Consider the following 16318-nt stretch of genomic DNA (forward strand, 5'->3'; position numbering starts at 1 on the left):
CGTGTTCAGTCCTTCTTCTCGCTGTCTGCCTTGCCGTCAGCTTTGCCTTCGGACATGCCGAACACGCCGCCGCGCAGCAGGTTGGCGAAGAAGAAATGCGTGTTCCCGCTCATTTCCTCCGCCGGGCGCTCCAGGTCCGCAAAGATCTCGGAATCCTTCTTCATGATGTCGTAGAAGTTCGCCGCGTCGCCTTTCTTCAGCGGCCGCAGGACCGCGCCGGTCTCCTGAACGCCGCCATAGGGGTTGACGGCAATGGCGCCGTTTTCCGCATCCCCATGCCAATCGTCGATGTGGCGCAGAGCGGCGCCGATTTTCTGGGAGTGAATGGAGGCCTGAGGCACGCGACCCCGCACTGTCGCGCAGGGGATGGAGGCATAGACCCGGCCCTTGTTTCCGAGGGCGCCAGCCACCTCGCTGCGCAGGTATTCCTGCGACGGCCAGACTTCAGCACCGCCGGGCAGAACCGACTGCCACTCCACCTCAATGTCCACCGCGCGCTCGCAAAAGCCTTTGGCCACCGCGTCAATCAGGGCATCGAGGTGTTCAGCCCCCTCGATGACCGCAGCTGCCATCTCGTCGCGGCTCTGCGGATCCCGGAGGCTCAGCATCAGCGGATCTGCCACGATCTTCAGGTCGGCCAGCTTGACAATGATTTTCGCATCATCGGACTGCAGGCGGTTGCGCCACGCAAAGCGGCCGTTGAGGATGTTCCAGACATAGCGCTCAGCGAGGAATGCAAAGCCGCCTTTGCCTGCATATTCACGGGCCGCCTGGCAGAATGCGGCCGCCACGTCACTGTTGTCAGAGGCATGCGGCTGCATCACCGAGGGCATCACACGCAGGCCGAACGTGATCGACAGCCGGCCAAATCCCGAGGGGATTGAGGCGCTGTCGACAGTCTGGGGGTTGCTCTTGCCCTCGTTCTTCTTGGCATTTGCCTCGGAGATCTGTCCCCGCACACCCTTCTCCACCACCTCGATCGGGGTGCGCGCGCCGTCGTCTTTCAGCGCCCAAAGCAGCGCTTCTGTGATCTGGACCGAGCGGGAAAATGCCAGCATGCGGGTGACGAGTTTTGGGTTGGACATCAGTTAGATCCTTGCGTTTCAGGGTTGTAGGACGGATGGGCCGTGATGTGATTTCCGGCAGCCGACCAGCGCCAGAACAGGTTGGAGAATTCAGCCTCATAGTGATCGCGAATGGCCGGGTTTCTGACTGACACAAGCTCGCCGACCCCGACACCGGGCTCAGCGAAGACGTGCGGCGTGTGAGCGTCGCGGGCGTTCTTGGGGATCGGATTGGCTCCCGGCCGGGTGATCATGCGGTATCCGATGGCAAGCGGAACGCGATACCCTGGCGCAGGATCCTCATCCGTGGCGCGCTTCAAAAGGCAGGCTTTGACCTTCCCAAAGCTTCCCGGCTCCCCAAACGCCGTGACACCCTGCATATCGGGCCGCAGCCCCGGGATCACTGCGCGCCCCCGCGGGCATTTGCGCAGCCCCGCGCCATCAGGCGCCATTAACGACACGCTGACAGGCTTCGATCTGCAGGCCGGAAAGATGCTGCCGCCTGCCAGGCGGCGCCCTTCGGCGGCAACCCGGATGTCATCGGTATTCCGGATCTCCGGAAGATCCAGGACCAGGCTGAACACGACGTGGCCATGAAGATCCTCTGCGGTCTCTACCGGCGCAAACCTTCTTCCTTTTTTCGCATATTCCGGGCGGGTTCGTCCGAGCGAAGGGCTGACCTCATGCAGCACCGGCAAGACCCGGGCCTGCCAGCGGTCAAAACCCAGATCATTGAAGATGACACCCGCAAGACCCAGGAATGCCGTCGGACTGGGCAGGCCGGCCGCATAATCATTCTGGATCAGGTTCACCCGCGATGCCGACATATTGGAGATAAGGATCCGCATCAGGTCACCTTTTGCTTGAGAATTTTGCGGAACGTTTGATCCCCCAGGGCGGCACGCAGCCTTTCCCGGGCAACCTTTTCCCTCCGGTATCCGTTCAGGAGCAGGAGGCCGATATCGGTCTGTGGCATCTCGAAGTCCGGCTCCATTTCCCGGGCCGCATCCAGAGTCTCATCCAGCCAGGTAATCGCCTCATCAATGATCCAGGAGATCAGCCGCCGCATGCCGTGTTCCATCTCGGCGTTGAAGTAGCCCTTTCCGTTGGCATGCTCGGCCCTGGCGGTGTGGAGCTTGACCAGATGGTCCAGGCGGTCGCTGAGTTCATAGGAGGATGGAGCGGGCACCGGGCCGCCCTTGATCATACGCAGCAGCGCGGCTTCGTCCCGCATCATCGCGGGCGGCACGCTGCCATAGAAGCGCACCCGCGGCCCGCCGATGGCAACGGAGATGTTCTGCATCTTGGAGGACACATCCTGCCGCATCAGCCGGATCGGCTCCTTGACGCCCTTCTTGGGGATGACCTCAGCCTTGAAGCCATTGTAGGACTGCATCGGAGAGATTGGCGTCAGCTGCAGCTCACCCCCGTCCGGATCCGGAGCATAGACGATCGGAAAGTTCTGAGCCGGCAGGGTTGCAACCCCGGTCCGCTCTTCCTTCAATTTTTCGCAAATCGCCTCCAGGCTTTCCTTTGAGAACGCGGCCACGAAGGATGCCTCAATCTCAGGAGACAGGCCATCGGGCTGCATCACATGCTCCAGAAGGCTCCTGGCCTCCTCGGTCCCCTCAATAGCAACTGGCTGATAGAGGATCTTTGCGAACTTGCCGAAACGCGCATTCATGCTCGGGAAAAACTTCGGCGCCTGGTTGCTTCCGGCAATCGGGAACCGGAGGATATGGTCCTCCGCCTTCGGGTTCAGGAGCTTCAGGATATGCGTTCCGGAATTCTTGCAAACCTCCGCAAAGGCTGACGGGTTGTCGGCGATGCCGGCCGCCTCGCGCAGCTTCGCGTAAATCTCCGGGATCTGGTCCCGCTGAAACGGGTCGCTCGGAACGGAAAAAGACAGGGTGATTTTGCCCGCGCCTTTCTTTTCCGGGGACAGTGCGTCCGCATTCTCTACATCAGGCATCAACTGCCTCCACAATAATTTTCGCATTTCGACGGGAATTGCGCTCAGCCCCGCCCCGCTGTCACACGCGTGAAGATGCTCCGCATCACGCCCAGCTCGACAGCCTTCAGGTAGCTCTCAGGATCCGATGCCTTCCACCCCCGCGGCGAGAACCTGCCGCGCTGGTAGCGCTTCCTGGCGACCCGCGCGGCAGCCGCCAGCGCATCGACCAGGGTCAATTGGCTGGTGTAGGCCTGTCCGCGCAGGGCGAGCTCAACTTTGCGGGGCACCGGGGGTCACCCCACGAGCACGCTGATGACGACAAGCAGCAAGAGCATTCCGATCAGAGGCCACTTCATGCACTTGTCGGGCAGTTCCGTTTCAGACAGGCGGCACAGCCGGACCATAGTGCATTGGGAACCCTTGCCCTCTTCCGGGCCGTCAACCGCGGCCGCATCTTCTTCCGGCGGCGTGATGTCGACGATCTCCGGCAGGGTTTCTTTGCGGACAAATGGTTGCGGAGCCGCCTGCTCTGCGGGCGCGTCCTGCTCCTGCGGCTCGGCGTCAATGGCCGGTGCCTCCTGAGGATCCGCAGCCATTTCGGCCTCCGCCGCGGCTTCGCCAGGTGCCATCGCCAGGTCGCGCCCGGCTTCATCGTCACTTTCGTCAGCCAGTACGTCCGCACCGGACTCCTGCTGCTGCGCCTCGAAGATCGACTTCAGATCGCTGACAAGCTTTTTCACATCTTCGCCTGTCATATCGGCACGGACGACTTTGACCCGGCGCCCTTTCAGGTGTTCCCCGGCGGTCCGGAAAGCACGCAGCTCATCACCGGAAAAAATGGCTTCGATCCGCTTGCACTGGTCAGCGGTGCCGGCAGCGAGAATGCGGGTCGAAATTGGAGCCCCGTCCAAGAGGGCCACCTGAGACAGCTTGACCATCTCCGAAACCATTTCATGCTGATGCGCAACGGCGGCTCGCGGTGCGTAGTCCCGCACATGCAGCACCATCTCTTCGCCGACCATCGAGGCGCAAACGCCTGTAATGCTATTGCCGGCGCCGATCCGCGCGGCGGCCAGGAACACTGTGCCGTGAGGACGGCCAGCCAGAAGTCCGGCAAGCGCGTCACACTGCACACCACAAAACTGGTGTGTTGTCATATCTGTCGTCCAATCTAAATCAACGCTCACTTTTTCGCATATTCACGGAGGGAAAGCAATCATTCAAAAAATCGATTTTTGCTGCATCCTGAAACAGTCATTTTCCGCCAGCAGGAATACTTCTTTTGTGTTTTCGCATATCCATTTTAGCTTGTTGAGAGAAACGGAGGCATCATGACCGACATCATCACCCGGCAGCTCAGCAGCCTGCAGAAAATCAGCACCTTGATCGCGGCGGCCCGCGGCAGCGGCAACGCCATGCTGCGTGCGGACAAGGAATTCGGCCCCTACGCCAAGGCCGACGGTAAACTCAGCGAAGCAGACACGGCAGAGCTGGCTCAGGAGGTCGCGGACCTCTTGGAAAGCCTGCCCGGTTGTGCGTTGCCGCTGGTGGTTTCGGCTGATGCCGCACTGACGGAAGTGCGGCTGGCGGGTGTGCGGATCGACAATATCGGCATCGAGGAATCTCTTGCGGATTTTGCGATCCTCGAAACCGCCCTGCAGAACATCTCAGCTGGAGATGCGCAGCAATATCTCTTTGGCCCCGAAGGGCGGCTTCTGCCTCAAGCGGCGGATCAAATGATCATCGCACGCTCCCCGGCGGAAGCCGCTTTGAAATACGCCATGACCAAGATTGGTTTCACTGAGATCCAGTCTCTGGATCCTGCCTGCGCCGCCATCGATGCGGAGCGGACAGAAATGCGGACGCAGAGCGACTGGAAGAAGCTCGACACGCTTGCCCATCTGGAAGAGGGGTGCATTCACCTCAACGAGGTGCTCGCCAGCCGCGATGCTTCGCCCGAACCCTCGCTCTGAAAAGGCGACCAGGAATTGGCGCGCGCCCCGGCGCGCGCTTTCCATTCCGCCTCAGGCGGCGACCATCTCATGGGCCGCGTCTTCTTCCGCTTCCGGCCAGAACGCATACTGCACCATATCGCCCGGCATCAGAGCTTCCGCGTCAGGGAAGCGCGCTTTCAGGCGGGGCAGCTCACCAGCGGTCACCTTCCAGGCCGGACCAAGCGCTTCAACCGTCCTGCCGATGCCATCCGCATGGATTTCATCGCCGGCCTGAACGGTGCCAGCTGCGATGAGCGTCCGGAAACGATCGGCTTCCGCGACCTTCTCAGCAATGATGCGCGCCATCAGTTCGCGCTCTGCCGGGCTCAGGGCCTGCAATCGCGCTTTTGCGGCAGCAAGGGCCGCCTGCTGAGCCTGGATGCCTTTGCGGCTTGCGGCAAGCTTCAGCTGGGCGATCTCGAGCTCTTCGCAGCGCACACGGTGTTCTTGCAGACCCTCCCCGCGGCTTGCGGCCTCATCAAACCCTGCCGCCCGGTTCAGGCGCTGCAGGGCGCGCTCCGATACATCGGCGGGCAGGAGGTAAGCGGTTCCCTTATAGCTTGCGCCCAGCAGGCGCAGCTCAAGCCGGACCAGCTTCTGATGAGGCTCCGGCCGCACGAAGTATCGACCGGCAAAACGGCTGCCAGCTTTTCCGGTGATGAGATTGAGTTCCTGCATTCTCGCCTCCTGAATTACTTTTTCGCATATTACAGCGAGGGCGCGGAACTTCCAGATGTATTATTGCAACGCCGGAACCGGCCCCGCCCGGCACGCCTCAGAAAGCAAAGCCGATGCCTTCCGCGGACGCGGAGTCATACTCGGGTTCGTGCTCGGCCCGGAAGTTCTCAAGGACCGCATTGTAGCTCATCAGGATGCGCGCGCCCGGCCCGGCCTCCAGGTTCGAATAATGAGCGGAGACCTGGTTGCCGGCGAAGGGATCATCGTAGATCCCGGTTGCGGTGAGAAAGCCCGCCATGCTTTGCTGCGCCTCCTCGCCAAATGACGGAACCCCGGTATCCTGGCTGAATGCCTCGCGAAGCTGATCGTGCGCCACATCGCTCATCATGAGCTGGAAGATGGCCTCCCCGCGCCCTTCGCCCCCGATCTCCTCCGCTTTCGCGCGGGCCGACCAGAAGGCTTCATAGATGAGCTGGTCATTGGCATCGAGCCCGTAGACGTCAGCCGATGCAAGCGGCTCCACCGTGGCGACGGTCCAGCGCGGCGACTCGAGGACCTTCAACTGGTCAAGAAGGTCTGCGCGGCTCGTTTCGATGGCGGCCAGATATGCCTCGAGATTATCCGTTCCGTAGATCCCGGCCGAAGCCCGGTCGTAGCCATCCTCGTAAACCGGAGCCAGAGCGAGAGACAGCTGGGCATCCCTGGCCTCTTCGATCCTGGCGAGCCGTTCGTCATAGGCTGACATTTCGACACCCTGATCCGCCAGACCATCACGGATACCAAGGGCATGTTCGGCAAAAACGACCTTGCCCGGCGTATCGAGGACGCCCTTCAGCACCCTGCTTGCCTCCAAAACATGTGAGATCGCAGTGTGCGCCGCAAAGGTGCATACGGCGCCAAAGGTCAAACACGCGATCGCTTTCCTGGCGCGCTTGGCGCTGGGGCTTCCCTGGTCGCTCATGAAATCCACTCCTTGTTTTGAGGAATGATCCTCAGTTGTCTCGAAAATTGAAACTGGTATCTGTTTTTCGCATTGCCTCGCCTGATCCTCGCTGTTACTTTTTCGCAAATTCTTTTTCCAGAGGTTTCCATGTCCGTCACTGAACGCCACGCTGAGCTCGCCGGCCTGATCGAGCAGGCCAACACCGACTATCACACGCATGATGCTCCGCGCGTTGACGATGCTGTCTATGACGGCTGGAAGCGGGAGCTGCTTGAGATCGAAGCGCTCCACCCCGAGCTGGCGACACCGTCCAGCCCCAGCCAGAAAGTCGGCGCGGCCCCTTCGGCAGCTTTCGGTGAAATCCGCCATGTTGTTCCCATGCTGTCGCTCGGCAATGCTTTCACCGAAGAGGACGTGGAAGGCTTCCGGACCGCCACCGCTGAGGCGGATGCCTATGTCGCTGAGCCGAAGATTGACGGGCTTGCGCTGTCCTTGCGCTACGAAGGCGGCAAACTGGTCCATGCGGCAACCCGCGGCGATGGGGAGACCGGCGAGGATGTCACGCGCAATGCGCTGACGATCGCCGATATCCCCCAGCAGCTTCCCGCGTCCGCGCCCCGGGTTCTTGAGGTCCGCGGCGAAGTCTACATGTCGCATGCGGTCTTCAAAGAGCTGAATGAGGCGGCCCGGAATGGGCAAGGGTCTCGCGTGTTTGCCAACCCCCGCAACGCCGCGGCCGGGTCGCTGCGCCAGCAGGATGCGGAAGTCACGCGCGCGCGCAAGCTCTCCTTCTTCGCCTATGGCTGGGGAGATGTCTCCGAGCAGCTTGCCAGCTCGCATTTCGATGCCATGCAGCGGATCGCCGGCTTGGGCTTCAAGGTGAACCCGCTGATGAAGCGGTGCTCCGGCAGCGCCGACCTGGTTTCCCACTACGAGCAGATCCTCACAGCCCGCGCCGATCTGGGCTACGACATTGACGGCGTAGTCTACAAGGTCGACAGCCTGGAGCTTCAGGGCGCGCTCGGCTTCCGCTCGACGACGCCCCGCTGGGCGGTTGCGCATAAATTTCCGGCCGAGCGGGCATGGACACGGCTTGAGGCCATTGAGATCCAGGTCGGCCGGACCGGCGCGCTGTCTCCCGTGGCCCGGCTGGCACCGGTGACTGTGGGCGGCGTTGTCGTATCCAATGCAACTCTGCACAACCTCGACTACATCCAGGGCCGGGATTCCAGCGGCGAGATGATCCGGGGCGGCATCGACATCCGTGCTGGTGATTTCGTGGAAGTTTACCGGGCCGGTGACGTGATCCCGAAGGTCGGCAATGTGGATGTCTCCAAGCGCCCGGATGATGCGGTCAGCTTTGCCTTCCCCGCCACCTGCCCCGAATGCGGCAGTCCGGTGCGCAAAGAGGGCTCGCGCCATATTTGCACCGGTGGCATGGTCTGCCCGGCGCAGGGTCGCGAACGCCTGCGGCACCTGGTGTCCCGGGCGGCTTTGGATATCGACGGCTTCGGCGAAAAGCAGGTCGAATTCTTCTGGGACTGCATCGAGCTGCCGGTACGCGAAGCCTCGGATATTTTCACGTTGTCCGAGCGGGATGCTCTGTGCCGTGTACCGGGGCAAAGCTGGCTTGCCTCCCAGCCCGGATGGGGCGCTGCGTCGGTGCGCAAACTCTTCGATGCCATTGATGTGTCCCAAAGCGCGGAACTTGACCGGTTCATTTACGCCTTGGGTATTCCGCATGTCGGTGAAAGCACCGCTGCGCTCCTGGCGCGGCACTACCTCAGCTGGAATGCCTTTGCATTGGCTTGCGAGCAGATGGCCGCCGGGGATACGGCGGAGGCCGAAAGCCTGCAGAAGATCGATGGGATCGGAGATGCGGTGGTTGGCGCGCTGCGGGCGGCATTCTCGCATGGGGAGGGTCTTTCGGCCATCAAGCGCCTCGCGGGCCTGATGATCATTGCCGATATGAAGGCGCCGGTGGTGTCCGGCAGTGCGGTTGCGGGCCTCACCGTGGTTTTCACCGGCAAGCTGGTCAAGATGTCCCGCTCGGACGCCAAGAAACAGGCGGAAGCAGCGGGCGCGAAGGTGGCAGGGTCGGTTTCGGCAAAAACCGATATCCTCATCGCCGGTCCGGGTGCTGGCTCCAAAGAGGACAAGGCGCGCGGCCTGGGCGTCAAGGTGATCGGTGAAGAGGCGTGGCTGGAGATGGTGGGCTGATGCCGCAGCCCGCCCTTCCCGGCGTGCTTCCCTGGCACCCGGCTGAACTGCTGAGCTGGCCGGAAACCATTCTGGCCGGCGGGCAGCGCTGGACGCGACAGACCGCTTTTTGCGACGAGACCGTTCTCGGTGCAGAGGCGGTCCTGACCGTGCAGGACCCGCAGGGGCGCACCCTCTACCGCGGCACAGATGAGGCGGCTGCTGATGCCGCTGTCAAAGCCGATATTCTTGCCAGGTTTGCAGCTGGCGACCTTCAAGCCCCGAACGGGAAAGGATGACCTCATGGTTGCAAGCAACCCGGAAAACCAAGCAGTCACGCGGCCCGGCCCGGCCGGAATTCTGGCAGGCTGCGCCAGACGCCTGAAGACATGGCTGGTCGGGAACGGGCCTTTCCCGGTGGAGCATGTGACCGTCCGCATTCGGCCAGCCAGCGATGAGGGGGTCGATTGATGCGGAGATCCAAGCTGATCTCTTTGGTGGTTTCGGCGGCTGCAGTTGTCGCGTTCATGGCTGTCGCCTGTGCCGTCTACCTGGCAATCTACATCTCAAACACCATCATTCTGGCGGCGGATGCATATTCTCACGCCTGGATGGGCACATCCCTGAAATCCAACGCGCTTTCTGTGCTTCTTCCCCTGTTCCTGGTCATTCTTGGCGCCTACGGCATCGTTCGCCTGTGCTCCAACACCTATGAGAACCTGAAGCAGGACAGTGAATCGCGTAATCGCAAGCGGCTTGAGGCCGAAATGGACCGCCGCGCCAAGCAGGAGGATTTCCTGCAAGAAATGCGCGGCCAGCTCCGCGCGTGGCGCCGCCGGCACGGGATCGCCCCGCACATTGAAACCCGGCTTGTCTTTGTGCGCCTGATGGACCCGGAGCTTGGCCGGCCGCGCCTGCGCCCGGTTGTTCAGGCAATGATCGACGGCAAGAGTATCGATCTCGATGCTGACCGCGGCGATCTCCGGGAGGCATGTCAGCGCATCGAAATGGACCTGATCCCGAACACCTCGTTCTGCACCGACAGCATCAGCATGAAAGGCTGATCCTCAAGGATAAAATCGTGCCGGTAATTACTCCTGCAAGGTCCTAATTCAACCTGGATGCCACGCCCGGCTGCGTGGCGCGCCGCGAGCGGCCGGGCTTCATTCCTGATAGAATTCGATGGGTGGAAGGTCGCACTGATCGATTAGGCTGTGTGCTTTGCAGATTATCCCTGCAACCGAAAAGCGAATGAACATCGCTGTTTCATCTCTCATCCCACGTAAATCGACACATTCCTTCATAGTCATCGCCATTTTTGCCTGGCAATTCAGGGGGACCTCAGGGGCTGGGTCATCCGGCTCCCTCAGTGACGCCAACTCGTCCCCCTCCTTCGTTTGGAAACCTATGCTTTCCATGAACTCGTCGGCTTTTTCACTGACGTCCATCAGGTCCACAAATTCCTTCACGACGTAGAGATACGCGCTTCCGGCCGAGCCCATTCTAAGGAGCAGATCCATCGATATGGCATTGATCAGGATCAGCGGCACCGTGCCGTCACCAACCATGCCTAGGCAAGTCGAAAGCCCTGATCCCTCCTCCGGTTTAAAACCCTGAAACTGTTCATAGATCGCATAATATCGAGCAGCTCCTTCATGTCCAAGCTCTGCAGCACGCCGCATGAGCTGCGGAGCTTCGGGAAGCATAAGCCGTTCGCCGTGCCCCTGCGAGTACAGCAAGGCTAGGTTGTAGATGGCTGAGGGGTGGTCCTCTTCCAGCAACTCTGAAAACACGCCGATTGCTTTGTCGATGAGGCCTACCTGCAGGAAGCCAACTCCGGAGTTATACCTATCTGCTATGGCGCTCGAATTTCCGTACGAGACGCTGCCCCCAATTGTCTTCTTTTTCCAGAACACTTGTCATTCCCCGAAACACCTATTCTTCCGAAAAGACTTCGCCTGCATCCTTCAGCGCAAGTCAAGCCACGACCGCAGGTTGCGACACTCATTTCTTCGAGCACACCGGCATCCCGTCGCAAACCACTTTCCATCCTGAGGATCGTATTTCGGGTTATGGATATCATCTCGCGCGCTACTGAGGCTGATTTCGCGAGCTAGTTTGCTCATGGGCCACCTGAGAGATTTCCCCGCCCCTAAATGCAACCACGTCTATGTGGACAACCTGCACGGCTTTCTTTTCGCATTTTCGCAGCCGCTCTATCCTTTGCTGAACTCCTGCCCGGCAGGGCACATTTCAGCAAAGGATTACTCGATGCCCAAATCCCGTGACGCGCGCCTGAGCGGCACCCAATCGGCCCTGATCAAGCGGTGCCGGTCTCTCAAATCCACCAAGGCCAAAGTAGAACTTGCTGACGCGGATCTCGCGGGGGTGATCGGTTTCCTCGAAAGGGATCTGGGCAAGCCGGGGGCCATCTCTGCGCTTCCGGATGGCGCGCGGCCGGGGCGGTCGTATTACGAAACGCCGCCCTCGATGCCGGAGTTTTCCAAGCCGGAACGCGCCAAGGTGAATTTGCCGGAAATCTTCCAGCAGGCCGCCCAGGAAATCGAGGACTTCGAGCGGGCCTTCGAATGTCTTTGCGAAATTCATAAACGACGTGTGAAATTCGCCCAGATCCGCAAAACCCAGCCGCTGCCCCAAATCGATGAGCTTGCGCCCCGCGGCATGCTGGAGTTCGGCCTGGCCTCGCCGGAAGCCGTGGCCGTTCTGCTGCGTCTGCGCAAACACCTCTACGACATCGACAACCGCGCCGCTCAGGAGACCGCATTCCTGTTCATGAAGATCGCCGCCAATGCGATGGGCGGGACGCGCCACTCCAGCCGGACCTCCCCCATCCGGCGCAGCACCGGAAACCGCCAGCGGCGGCCGGTCGACTTCATCGTCGGCAACAGCGCCTACGATTTCAAATGCCGCATGACCGAAGCGCCGAGCCGCCGGGCGCGCTTCCATGATGAGCTGCTCTTTCCGAGAGACTGCAGTGCCTCCGGTTACCGTCCGGTTCTGCTGGCGCTGCATAAGCTGGAAGGGGAACGGTCCGAACAGCTTCTTGACGCCTACCAGCGCTACGGCGGCGCGGCGTATACCGGCGAAGACGCATGGCGCCACCTGAAAGAAAGCTCCGGCCCGATGATGTCGATGTTCCTCGGGCACTATGTCCTTGGCCGCATCAGCATGATCAGCCAAGCGGCTGAAGGCCCGATGGACATGAAGATCACGATCCGCGACGGCTACATCAAGTACAGCATCACGGGCGCCAATGGCAAAACCGACAGGATCCGCATTCCCCGCTCCTGATTTGCGAATTTGATTGCTGCATTCAGTCTTGCACATCGGTCTCCCTTTGGGCCATTGCCGCCAAAAGGGAGACACGCATGACGGTAATTTCTCCAGACGGACTTCTGGTTCAACTGAATGAAGACATCTGCCGGGAGCTGGCGCCCGGCTCTGCAATCCTATGCGAAGCGGGCGAAGATGGGCTTCCGGTTGTCAGGAATGACGCCGTGGAGATCTGGTTCGAAGGCAATGTCCATGACGCTTTAACATCTTCCCCGCCCTGAAGGACGAGGATTTCCCATCAAACGGCAGCGGCATCGAGCTGCTGCCGTTTGAGTCGAGTTGACGCTTCGCAGGCGGCCAGTGCCGAAGCCTCCACGTCCAGCAACGGGGTGTTCCCCCGCCGGTAGCGGTCCGGGTTCAGGGCCCGGTCCAGGATATTACGTGCCGCATTCGTGTCGGCATTGGCCTCGGAGCCGCAGGCGGTGCAGGCGAAGAGGGCTTGGCTTTCGCGGCTCCTCGCATCCACATGGCCGCAAGCGGCGCAGGTCTGACTGGTGTATGCGGCCGGGACCTTGACCAGGACCCCGCCCGTTTCCTCGAGCTTGTATCCGAGCATGCGCTCCAGCGCATGCCAGCCGATACCCAGGATAGACCGGTTCAGGCCGGACTTCTGGGCGACATTGCGCCCCGGGGCCTCGCGCGTCCCGCGTGCAGAGCGCGTCATGGACCGGATCTTGAGGTCCTCAATGGCCACGAGACCGAACCGGCCCGCCAGGTCGCGGCTGAGAACATGCGCCGCATGGGCCCGGATCCGCGCCTGCTTGCCCTTCAGCTTTGCCAGCCGGGCGCGAGCGGCCGCATAGCGGCGCGATCGAGATCTGCCAGCCCCCGCCGGCGCGGCGGCTGATCGTGGCATTGCGGATATCAATTGATACATCCTTTTTCGCACGCAGCTTGCGCGTGTCGCGGTACCGCACCCATCCGATCTTGGGAATGCGGACCTCGGACCATTTCCGGTTCAGGCGCCGGACCGCGATTTCGCGCCCGGCCTGCCGGAAGTTGTCGTCCTGCCCCTTCTTGCGCTTGCGCGGATAGCCTGCGCGGCCCTCGAAGAAGTTGGCATAGGCCCGGTCCAGATCGATCAGGGCCTGATTTTGCGCGGTCTGGCTGACCGCGGCGATCCACGGCTCCGATGCGCGAAGCTCGGCGAGCTCGCGCGACAGCCGCTTGGCGCCGAAGACGCGCGGTGCGCCGCCGGCATAGGGCTTGCCTCCCCAGGTCCGGCGCTGCTCCAGGGCCAGGTTGTAGACGAGGCGCGCGACACCTGCCGTCTGCGAGAGCAGATGATCCTGCTCCTGCGACGGGTAAAGGGTGTAGACATGGCCCCTGATAATTTCCATAGTCGCAAACTAAAACTTGGCCTGAGGCACGTCAATCTGGAATACCGAACCGGCAGACATGTCGTCTGCAGCCTGAACCTGCACTTGGTCTTTGTGACCAAGTACCGCCGCGGCGTCCTGGACAAGGACGCGCATGAGCGCCTGCGCACCGCCTTCAGCAAGGTCGCGGCCGATTTCGGGGCGAAGCTCGTGGAGTGCGACGGCGAGGACGATCACGTCCACCTGCTGGTGGAGTACCCGGCCACGGTCCAGATCTCGAAGCTGGTCAACTCGTTGAAGGGGGTTGGGTCGCGGCTGCTGCTCCGCGACCGGGAAGATCTACGGCGTCTGAGCCGGAAGGGGCTCTGGTCGCCGAGCTATTTTGCCGCCAGCTGCGGAGGCGCACCCATCGATACTATTCGATCCTATGTGCGCAATCAGCGCACGCCGGCGGCATAAAGCGGCCCTATCCCTCCCCCACCTGAAGGAAGGGGCTTCCCGGGCGATTGGTGACGGGCGGATCATCATCGGCCCCAGTGATGGCGCGATGAGAATGTACGGGCCGGACGATCCTCGTCTTTTGCCGCTGGTAAGCAGTTTCGATGATCACACCCGCCGCATCATCTCCGGTGTCGGGACCCCGGCAACAACGCTTGGCGAGCCATCCCAGCATTAATTCAGGCAGCGCGGGCCCGCCCTGCGCTGCACTCACAGGCGCCGCTTTCCGGCGATCGCCTGCCCGCCCCTCAAATTTTGCGAATTTCCTATTGCGCAACTGAACCGAGGCGTCTACCAAGGGTCCATATTAGATTTTCACATTCTGGCACGGGCAGTCTTCAGCCCTCCAGCCGCGGCCCGCCCCTGCATGAAACCGGGACCGTCCGCACCGGGAAATCTGCCAGATACCACGCCGCTTTTGCGGCCGGGCAGGACCGGACAGCTGGAGAGAATGACCCGGGTCAGGCGACCACGGAGCGATCCAAGTGATTCAAGAACGTCTCTCTCCCGCAAAAATGCGAAAACTCGAAGCGGTCCAAGCTGCCAGGCGCATCCACGACGCCATTGAGGACCGCCATGCCACAGCTGGCAAAGGCCAAATCAGGATCGACGCCCGCACACGCACAGGGCGGGTGCGCGGGCTGCGCGCCCTGGCATCTGATGCCGGCCCCTGCTCGCTGGGCGCGGCGCATGATGCGTCCTGCCGGATCGGCCACTGGGCATATCTCTCCACGATGAATTCGCGATCTCTCTACAAGGGGATTGGGGTGGTCGCCAACGCCATCAATTTCGAAACCCGACCAGCCCGCGACGAGGCGGGGTTTGCGGTTGAAAGCGGCCTCGAAGTCTTGATTGATCTCCATATCCTGAAACGCCTTGCCCTGCGCGCCGGAGCGCCGGACGCAGAAAGCCAGATCGCGATGCTGCGCCCGGTGATTGCCTGGTGCGCCGCGGCCAATCAGTGCGGCATTACCGGCCGCTTCATCGTCCCGACTGCGGACGGGCTGTATTTCTGCCGCCGCGAAGAGCTGCCTGATATCGAAGGCCGCACTGACGGCCAGCTCGCAGCCAGGGTTGTCACATTCTACAGCTTTGACGAAATGCGAAATTCCCACAAGGAAAGCTGGGCGCGCCTGCGGGACGCCGGCATTCTGGACAACACGCCGAGCTATCCCAGGCTGGCGGGTGCGGGAAAAGCGGAGCTGGTGCAGCTTTGCGCGATGGCGGGCGAAGATCTTCTCATCCGCACAGCCTTGGAAGCGAAGTCATCACGGAAAATCTAACCCGAGCATTTGCGAATAACTTGATTATCTATCTGTAAATCATATATGAAGCTGCAAGCGACTGACTCTCTGAGCTTCGCGTCTTCGTGGTGGTGGGGCACGGCTTAATCGCCGTGCCCATTCGCATTTGCGAATTTGCTTATTGTCTTTTCCTCTGTTGCATGCTGCTCTATGGCATCGAACAGGAAAAGGACCAGCGCATGAAGCTCAATCGTATCCCCGTAATCGACCTGTCCACCGGACATCTCACGGTTCACACCCGTGACTGGATGAGCCGCAAGGCTGATGAGGGCCGCCTCGGCTTCATGGAGCGGGATGAGGGCTTCTTCCTCTCAACGACCCATGCCCGTGATGAAGACTTCACAGCGCAGGATGATCCGCAGCTGCCGCCGGACCTTCACCTTTGCCTCTCGATGGCGGCCGCCAACGATGTGCAATACGTTCTCTTTGACCGGGATGCGGATGCCCAGCCCGGCCTGCCTTTCTATGAAGAGCGCATGGAAACCTATGTCGAAAACGGAGCAACCTACCCTGTACAGCCGCTCGATGCGGACCATGACTTCGACGGGATTGCAGGATTGGATCCTTCCCTGCAGACATGGACAGATGATGCAGGCGTCCGCAGGGCGGTGTACGGCTACGCGCCGCGCAGCCTTCAGCGCTCCCAGCTTCGCATCGAGAAAAACGGTCCCGTCCTGGAAGATGGCGAATACGAGGTCGACGGGGGCTGCTGGCTGACCCTCGGGAATGCGTCCATTCGCGTTTGCGAACCGGAAAACGATCCGGGGGCACTTCGCATTTCGGTTCTGCCGAAAGGCATGGAGGATGTCGGCCCCGAATTCGGTGCTCTTGATATTCTTCAGGAGGATCTGACCGAAGAAATCGAGAACAACAGGCGCGAGCAAGAGGCAGACGAGACCCCCTCTATCTGACCGCCCCCCTGCCCCCGCAGTGAACCGCCCGGCCGCATCCGCGGCCGGGCTTTCTTGTTCTGGCGCTCTGGAGCGCACCGTCCAGGCAGAGCCGGAGGGT

General features: G+C 61.3%; 19 protein-coding genes and 1 pseudogene. 10 read left to right on the forward strand and 10 right to left on the reverse strand.

Annotation, left to right across the window (positions count from 1 at the left end):
- Positions 1-5 precede the first annotated feature (5 nt).
- Genes csy3 through CAER_RS0104100 form a run of 5 tightly spaced genes read right to left on the reverse strand, consistent with a single transcriptional unit; the run spans position 6 to position 4100 of the window.
- Positions 6-1085, reverse strand: coding sequence for a type I-F CRISPR-associated protein Csy3 (gene csy3, locus CAER_RS0104080; protein ID WP_027234200.1), 1080 nt, complete (start codon positions 1083-1085; stop codon positions 6-8).
- Positions 1085-1912 (reverse strand): type I-F CRISPR-associated protein Csy2, encoded by an 828-nt coding sequence (locus tag CAER_RS0104085; protein ID WP_027234201.1) that lies wholly within the window; start codon positions 1910-1912, stop codon positions 1085-1087. Before CAER_RS0104085 ends, csy3 begins: the two co-directional genes overlap by 1 nt.
- Positions 1912-3036: a hypothetical protein gene (locus tag CAER_RS0104090; RefSeq protein ID WP_027234202.1), complete on the reverse strand. Its 1125-nt coding sequence runs from the start codon at positions 3034-3036 to the stop codon at positions 1912-1914. Before CAER_RS0104090 ends, CAER_RS0104085 begins: the two co-directional genes overlap by 1 nt.
- A 44-nt stretch (positions 3037-3080) precedes the next feature.
- Positions 3081-3305, reverse strand: a complete 225-nt coding sequence (locus tag CAER_RS0104095) for a hypothetical protein (RefSeq protein WP_027234203.1) — start codon at positions 3303-3305, stop codon at positions 3081-3083.
- Positions 3306-3311: 6 nt separating this feature from the next.
- Positions 3312-4100: a hypothetical protein gene (locus tag CAER_RS0104100; protein WP_027234204.1), complete on the reverse strand. Its 789-nt coding sequence runs from the start codon at positions 4098-4100 to the stop codon at positions 3312-3314.
- A gap of 249 nt (positions 4101-4349) precedes the next feature.
- Here CAER_RS0104100 and CAER_RS0104105 point away from each other — a divergent pair, with 249 nt between their 5' ends.
- Positions 4350-4991: a hypothetical protein gene (locus CAER_RS0104105; protein WP_027234205.1), complete on the forward strand. Its 642-nt coding sequence runs from the start codon at positions 4350-4352 to the stop codon at positions 4989-4991.
- A gap of 51 nt (positions 4992-5042) precedes the next feature.
- Here the strand turns inward: CAER_RS0104105 and CAER_RS0104110 are convergent, their stop codons facing one another.
- Together CAER_RS0104110 and CAER_RS0104115 are read right to left on the reverse strand one after the other, a co-directional pair.
- Entirely contained in the window at positions 5043-5690 is a 648-nt protein-coding gene (locus CAER_RS0104110; protein ID WP_027234206.1) for a hypothetical protein, read from the reverse strand.
- Between the two features lie 97 nt (positions 5691-5787).
- Positions 5788-6651, reverse strand: coding sequence for a hypothetical protein (locus CAER_RS0104115; RefSeq protein ID WP_027234207.1), 864 nt, complete (start codon positions 6649-6651; stop codon positions 5788-5790).
- A 129-nt stretch (positions 6652-6780) separates the two neighbouring features.
- On the opposite strand from CAER_RS0104115, the gene ligA reads away from it, so the two are divergent.
- From ligA to CAER_RS0104135, 4 genes are read left to right on the forward strand one after another with little or no spacing between them, the layout of a single operon-like run.
- Complete coding sequence (ligA, locus tag CAER_RS0104120) at positions 6781-8853, forward strand: NAD-dependent DNA ligase LigA (protein WP_051357686.1); 2073 nt, start codon at positions 6781-6783, stop codon at positions 8851-8853.
- Positions 8853-9131, forward strand: coding sequence for a hypothetical protein (locus CAER_RS0104125; protein WP_027234209.1), 279 nt, complete (start codon positions 8853-8855; stop codon positions 9129-9131). Before ligA ends, CAER_RS0104125 begins: the two co-directional genes overlap by 1 nt.
- A gap of 4 nt (positions 9132-9135) precedes the next feature.
- On the forward strand, positions 9136-9303 hold the full coding sequence (locus CAER_RS29555) for a hypothetical protein (protein WP_154667649.1): 168 nt from the start codon (positions 9136-9138) through the stop codon (positions 9301-9303).
- Positions 9303-9896 carry a hypothetical protein gene (locus CAER_RS0104135; protein ID WP_027234210.1) on the forward strand — a complete coding sequence of 198 codons (594 nt, stop codon included), beginning with the start codon at positions 9303-9305 and terminating at the stop codon, positions 9894-9896. The genes CAER_RS29555 and CAER_RS0104135 overlap by 1 nt, the downstream gene beginning before the upstream one ends.
- A gap of 99 nt (positions 9897-9995) precedes the next feature.
- On the opposite strand, the gene CAER_RS0104140 is transcribed toward CAER_RS0104135, so the two are convergent.
- Entirely contained in the window at positions 9996-10748 is a 753-nt protein-coding gene (locus CAER_RS0104140) for an SEL1-like repeat protein (RefSeq protein WP_027234211.1), read from the reverse strand.
- A 355-nt stretch (positions 10749-11103) separates the two neighbouring features.
- On the opposite strand from CAER_RS0104140, the gene CAER_RS0104145 reads away from it, so the two are divergent.
- Positions 11104-12144 (forward strand): hypothetical protein, encoded by a 1041-nt coding sequence (locus CAER_RS0104145; protein ID WP_154667650.1) that lies wholly within the window; start codon positions 11104-11106, stop codon positions 12142-12144.
- 77 nt (positions 12145-12221) lie between these two features.
- Positions 12222-12407 carry a hypothetical protein gene (locus CAER_RS29560; RefSeq protein WP_154667651.1) on the forward strand — a complete coding sequence of 62 codons (186 nt, stop codon included), beginning with the start codon at positions 12222-12224 and terminating at the stop codon, positions 12405-12407.
- Between the two features lie 17 nt (positions 12408-12424).
- On the opposite strand, the gene CAER_RS30295 is transcribed toward CAER_RS29560, so the two are convergent.
- Together CAER_RS30295 and CAER_RS30470 are read right to left on the reverse strand one after the other, a co-directional pair.
- Entirely contained in the window at positions 12425-13063 is a 639-nt protein-coding gene (locus CAER_RS30295; protein ID WP_051357687.1) for an RNA-guided endonuclease InsQ/TnpB family protein, read from the reverse strand.
- A 394-nt stretch (positions 13064-13457) separates the two neighbouring features.
- Positions 13458-13526, reverse strand: a pseudogene (locus CAER_RS30470) (hypothetical protein); the annotation flags it as partial.
- Here CAER_RS30470 and tnpA point away from each other — a divergent pair.
- The 3 genes from tnpA (at position 13506) to CAER_RS0104165 (ending at position 16218) form a co-directional block, all read left to right on the forward strand.
- Positions 13506-13964, forward strand: a complete 459-nt coding sequence (gene tnpA, locus CAER_RS0104155) for an IS200/IS605 family transposase (RefSeq protein ID WP_084299486.1) — start codon at positions 13506-13508, stop codon at positions 13962-13964. The pseudogene CAER_RS30470 and the gene tnpA overlap by 21 nt on opposite strands.
- A 554-nt stretch (positions 13965-14518) precedes the next feature.
- Positions 14519-15286 (forward strand): hypothetical protein, encoded by a 768-nt coding sequence (locus tag CAER_RS0104160; RefSeq protein ID WP_027234213.1) that lies wholly within the window; start codon positions 14519-14521, stop codon positions 15284-15286.
- A 161-nt stretch (positions 15287-15447) separates the two neighbouring features.
- Positions 15448-16218 (forward strand): DUF5983 family protein, encoded by a 771-nt coding sequence (locus tag CAER_RS0104165; RefSeq protein WP_027234214.1) that lies wholly within the window; start codon positions 15448-15450, stop codon positions 16216-16218.
- Positions 16219-16318: the final 100 nt, after the last annotated feature.

Source organism: Leisingera caerulea DSM 24564 (assembly GCF_000473325.1).
In the GTDB taxonomy this organism is placed as follows: Bacteria; Pseudomonadota; Alphaproteobacteria; order Rhodobacterales; family Rhodobacteraceae; genus Leisingera; species Leisingera caerulea.

Bases quoted from the DNA above. Each gene is read 5' to 3' on its own strand.
- csy3 (WP_027234200.1), bottom strand. From the start codon at position 1,085: ATGTCCAACCCAAAACTCGTCACCCGCATGCTGGCATTTTCCCGCTCG.
- CAER_RS0104085 (WP_027234201.1), bottom strand. From the start codon at position 1,912: ATGCGGATCCTTATCTCCAATATGTCGGCATCGCGGGTGAACCTGATC.
- CAER_RS29560 (WP_154667651.1), top strand. From the start codon at position 12,222: ATGACGGTAATTTCTCCAGACGGACTTCTGGTTCAACTGAATGAAGAC.
- CAER_RS29555 (WP_154667649.1), top strand. From the start codon at position 9,136: ATGGTTGCAAGCAACCCGGAAAACCAAGCAGTCACGCGGCCCGGCCCG.
- CAER_RS0104115 (WP_027234207.1), bottom strand. From the start codon at position 6,651: ATGAGCGACCAGGGAAGCCCCAGCGCCAAGCGCGCCAGGAAAGCGATC.
- CAER_RS0104125 (WP_027234209.1), top strand. From the start codon at position 8,853: ATGCCGCAGCCCGCCCTTCCCGGCGTGCTTCCCTGGCACCCGGCTGAA.
- ligA (WP_051357686.1), top strand. From the start codon at position 6,781: ATGTCCGTCACTGAACGCCACGCTGAGCTCGCCGGCCTGATCGAGCAG.
- CAER_RS0104110 (WP_027234206.1), bottom strand. From the start codon at position 5,690: ATGCAGGAACTCAATCTCATCACCGGAAAAGCTGGCAGCCGTTTTGCC.
- CAER_RS0104160 (WP_027234213.1), top strand. From the start codon at position 14,519: ATGCGAAAACTCGAAGCGGTCCAAGCTGCCAGGCGCATCCACGACGCC.
- CAER_RS0104165 (WP_027234214.1), top strand. From the start codon at position 15,448: ATGCTGCTCTATGGCATCGAACAGGAAAAGGACCAGCGCATGAAGCTC.
- CAER_RS0104135 (WP_027234210.1), top strand. From the start codon at position 9,303: ATGCGGAGATCCAAGCTGATCTCTTTGGTGGTTTCGGCGGCTGCAGTT.
- CAER_RS30295 (WP_051357687.1), bottom strand. From the start codon at position 13,063: ATGTATCAATTGATATCCGCAATGCCACGATCAGCCGCCGCGCCGGCG.
- CAER_RS0104090 (WP_027234202.1), bottom strand. From the start codon at position 3,036: ATGCCTGATGTAGAGAATGCGGACGCACTGTCCCCGGAAAAGAAAGGC.
- CAER_RS0104105 (WP_027234205.1), top strand. From the start codon at position 4,350: ATGACCGACATCATCACCCGGCAGCTCAGCAGCCTGCAGAAAATCAGC.
- CAER_RS0104145 (WP_154667650.1), top strand. From the start codon at position 11,104: ATGCCCAAATCCCGTGACGCGCGCCTGAGCGGCACCCAATCGGCCCTG.
- tnpA (WP_084299486.1), top strand. From the start codon at position 13,506: ATGGCCCCTGATAATTTCCATAGTCGCAAACTAAAACTTGGCCTGAGG.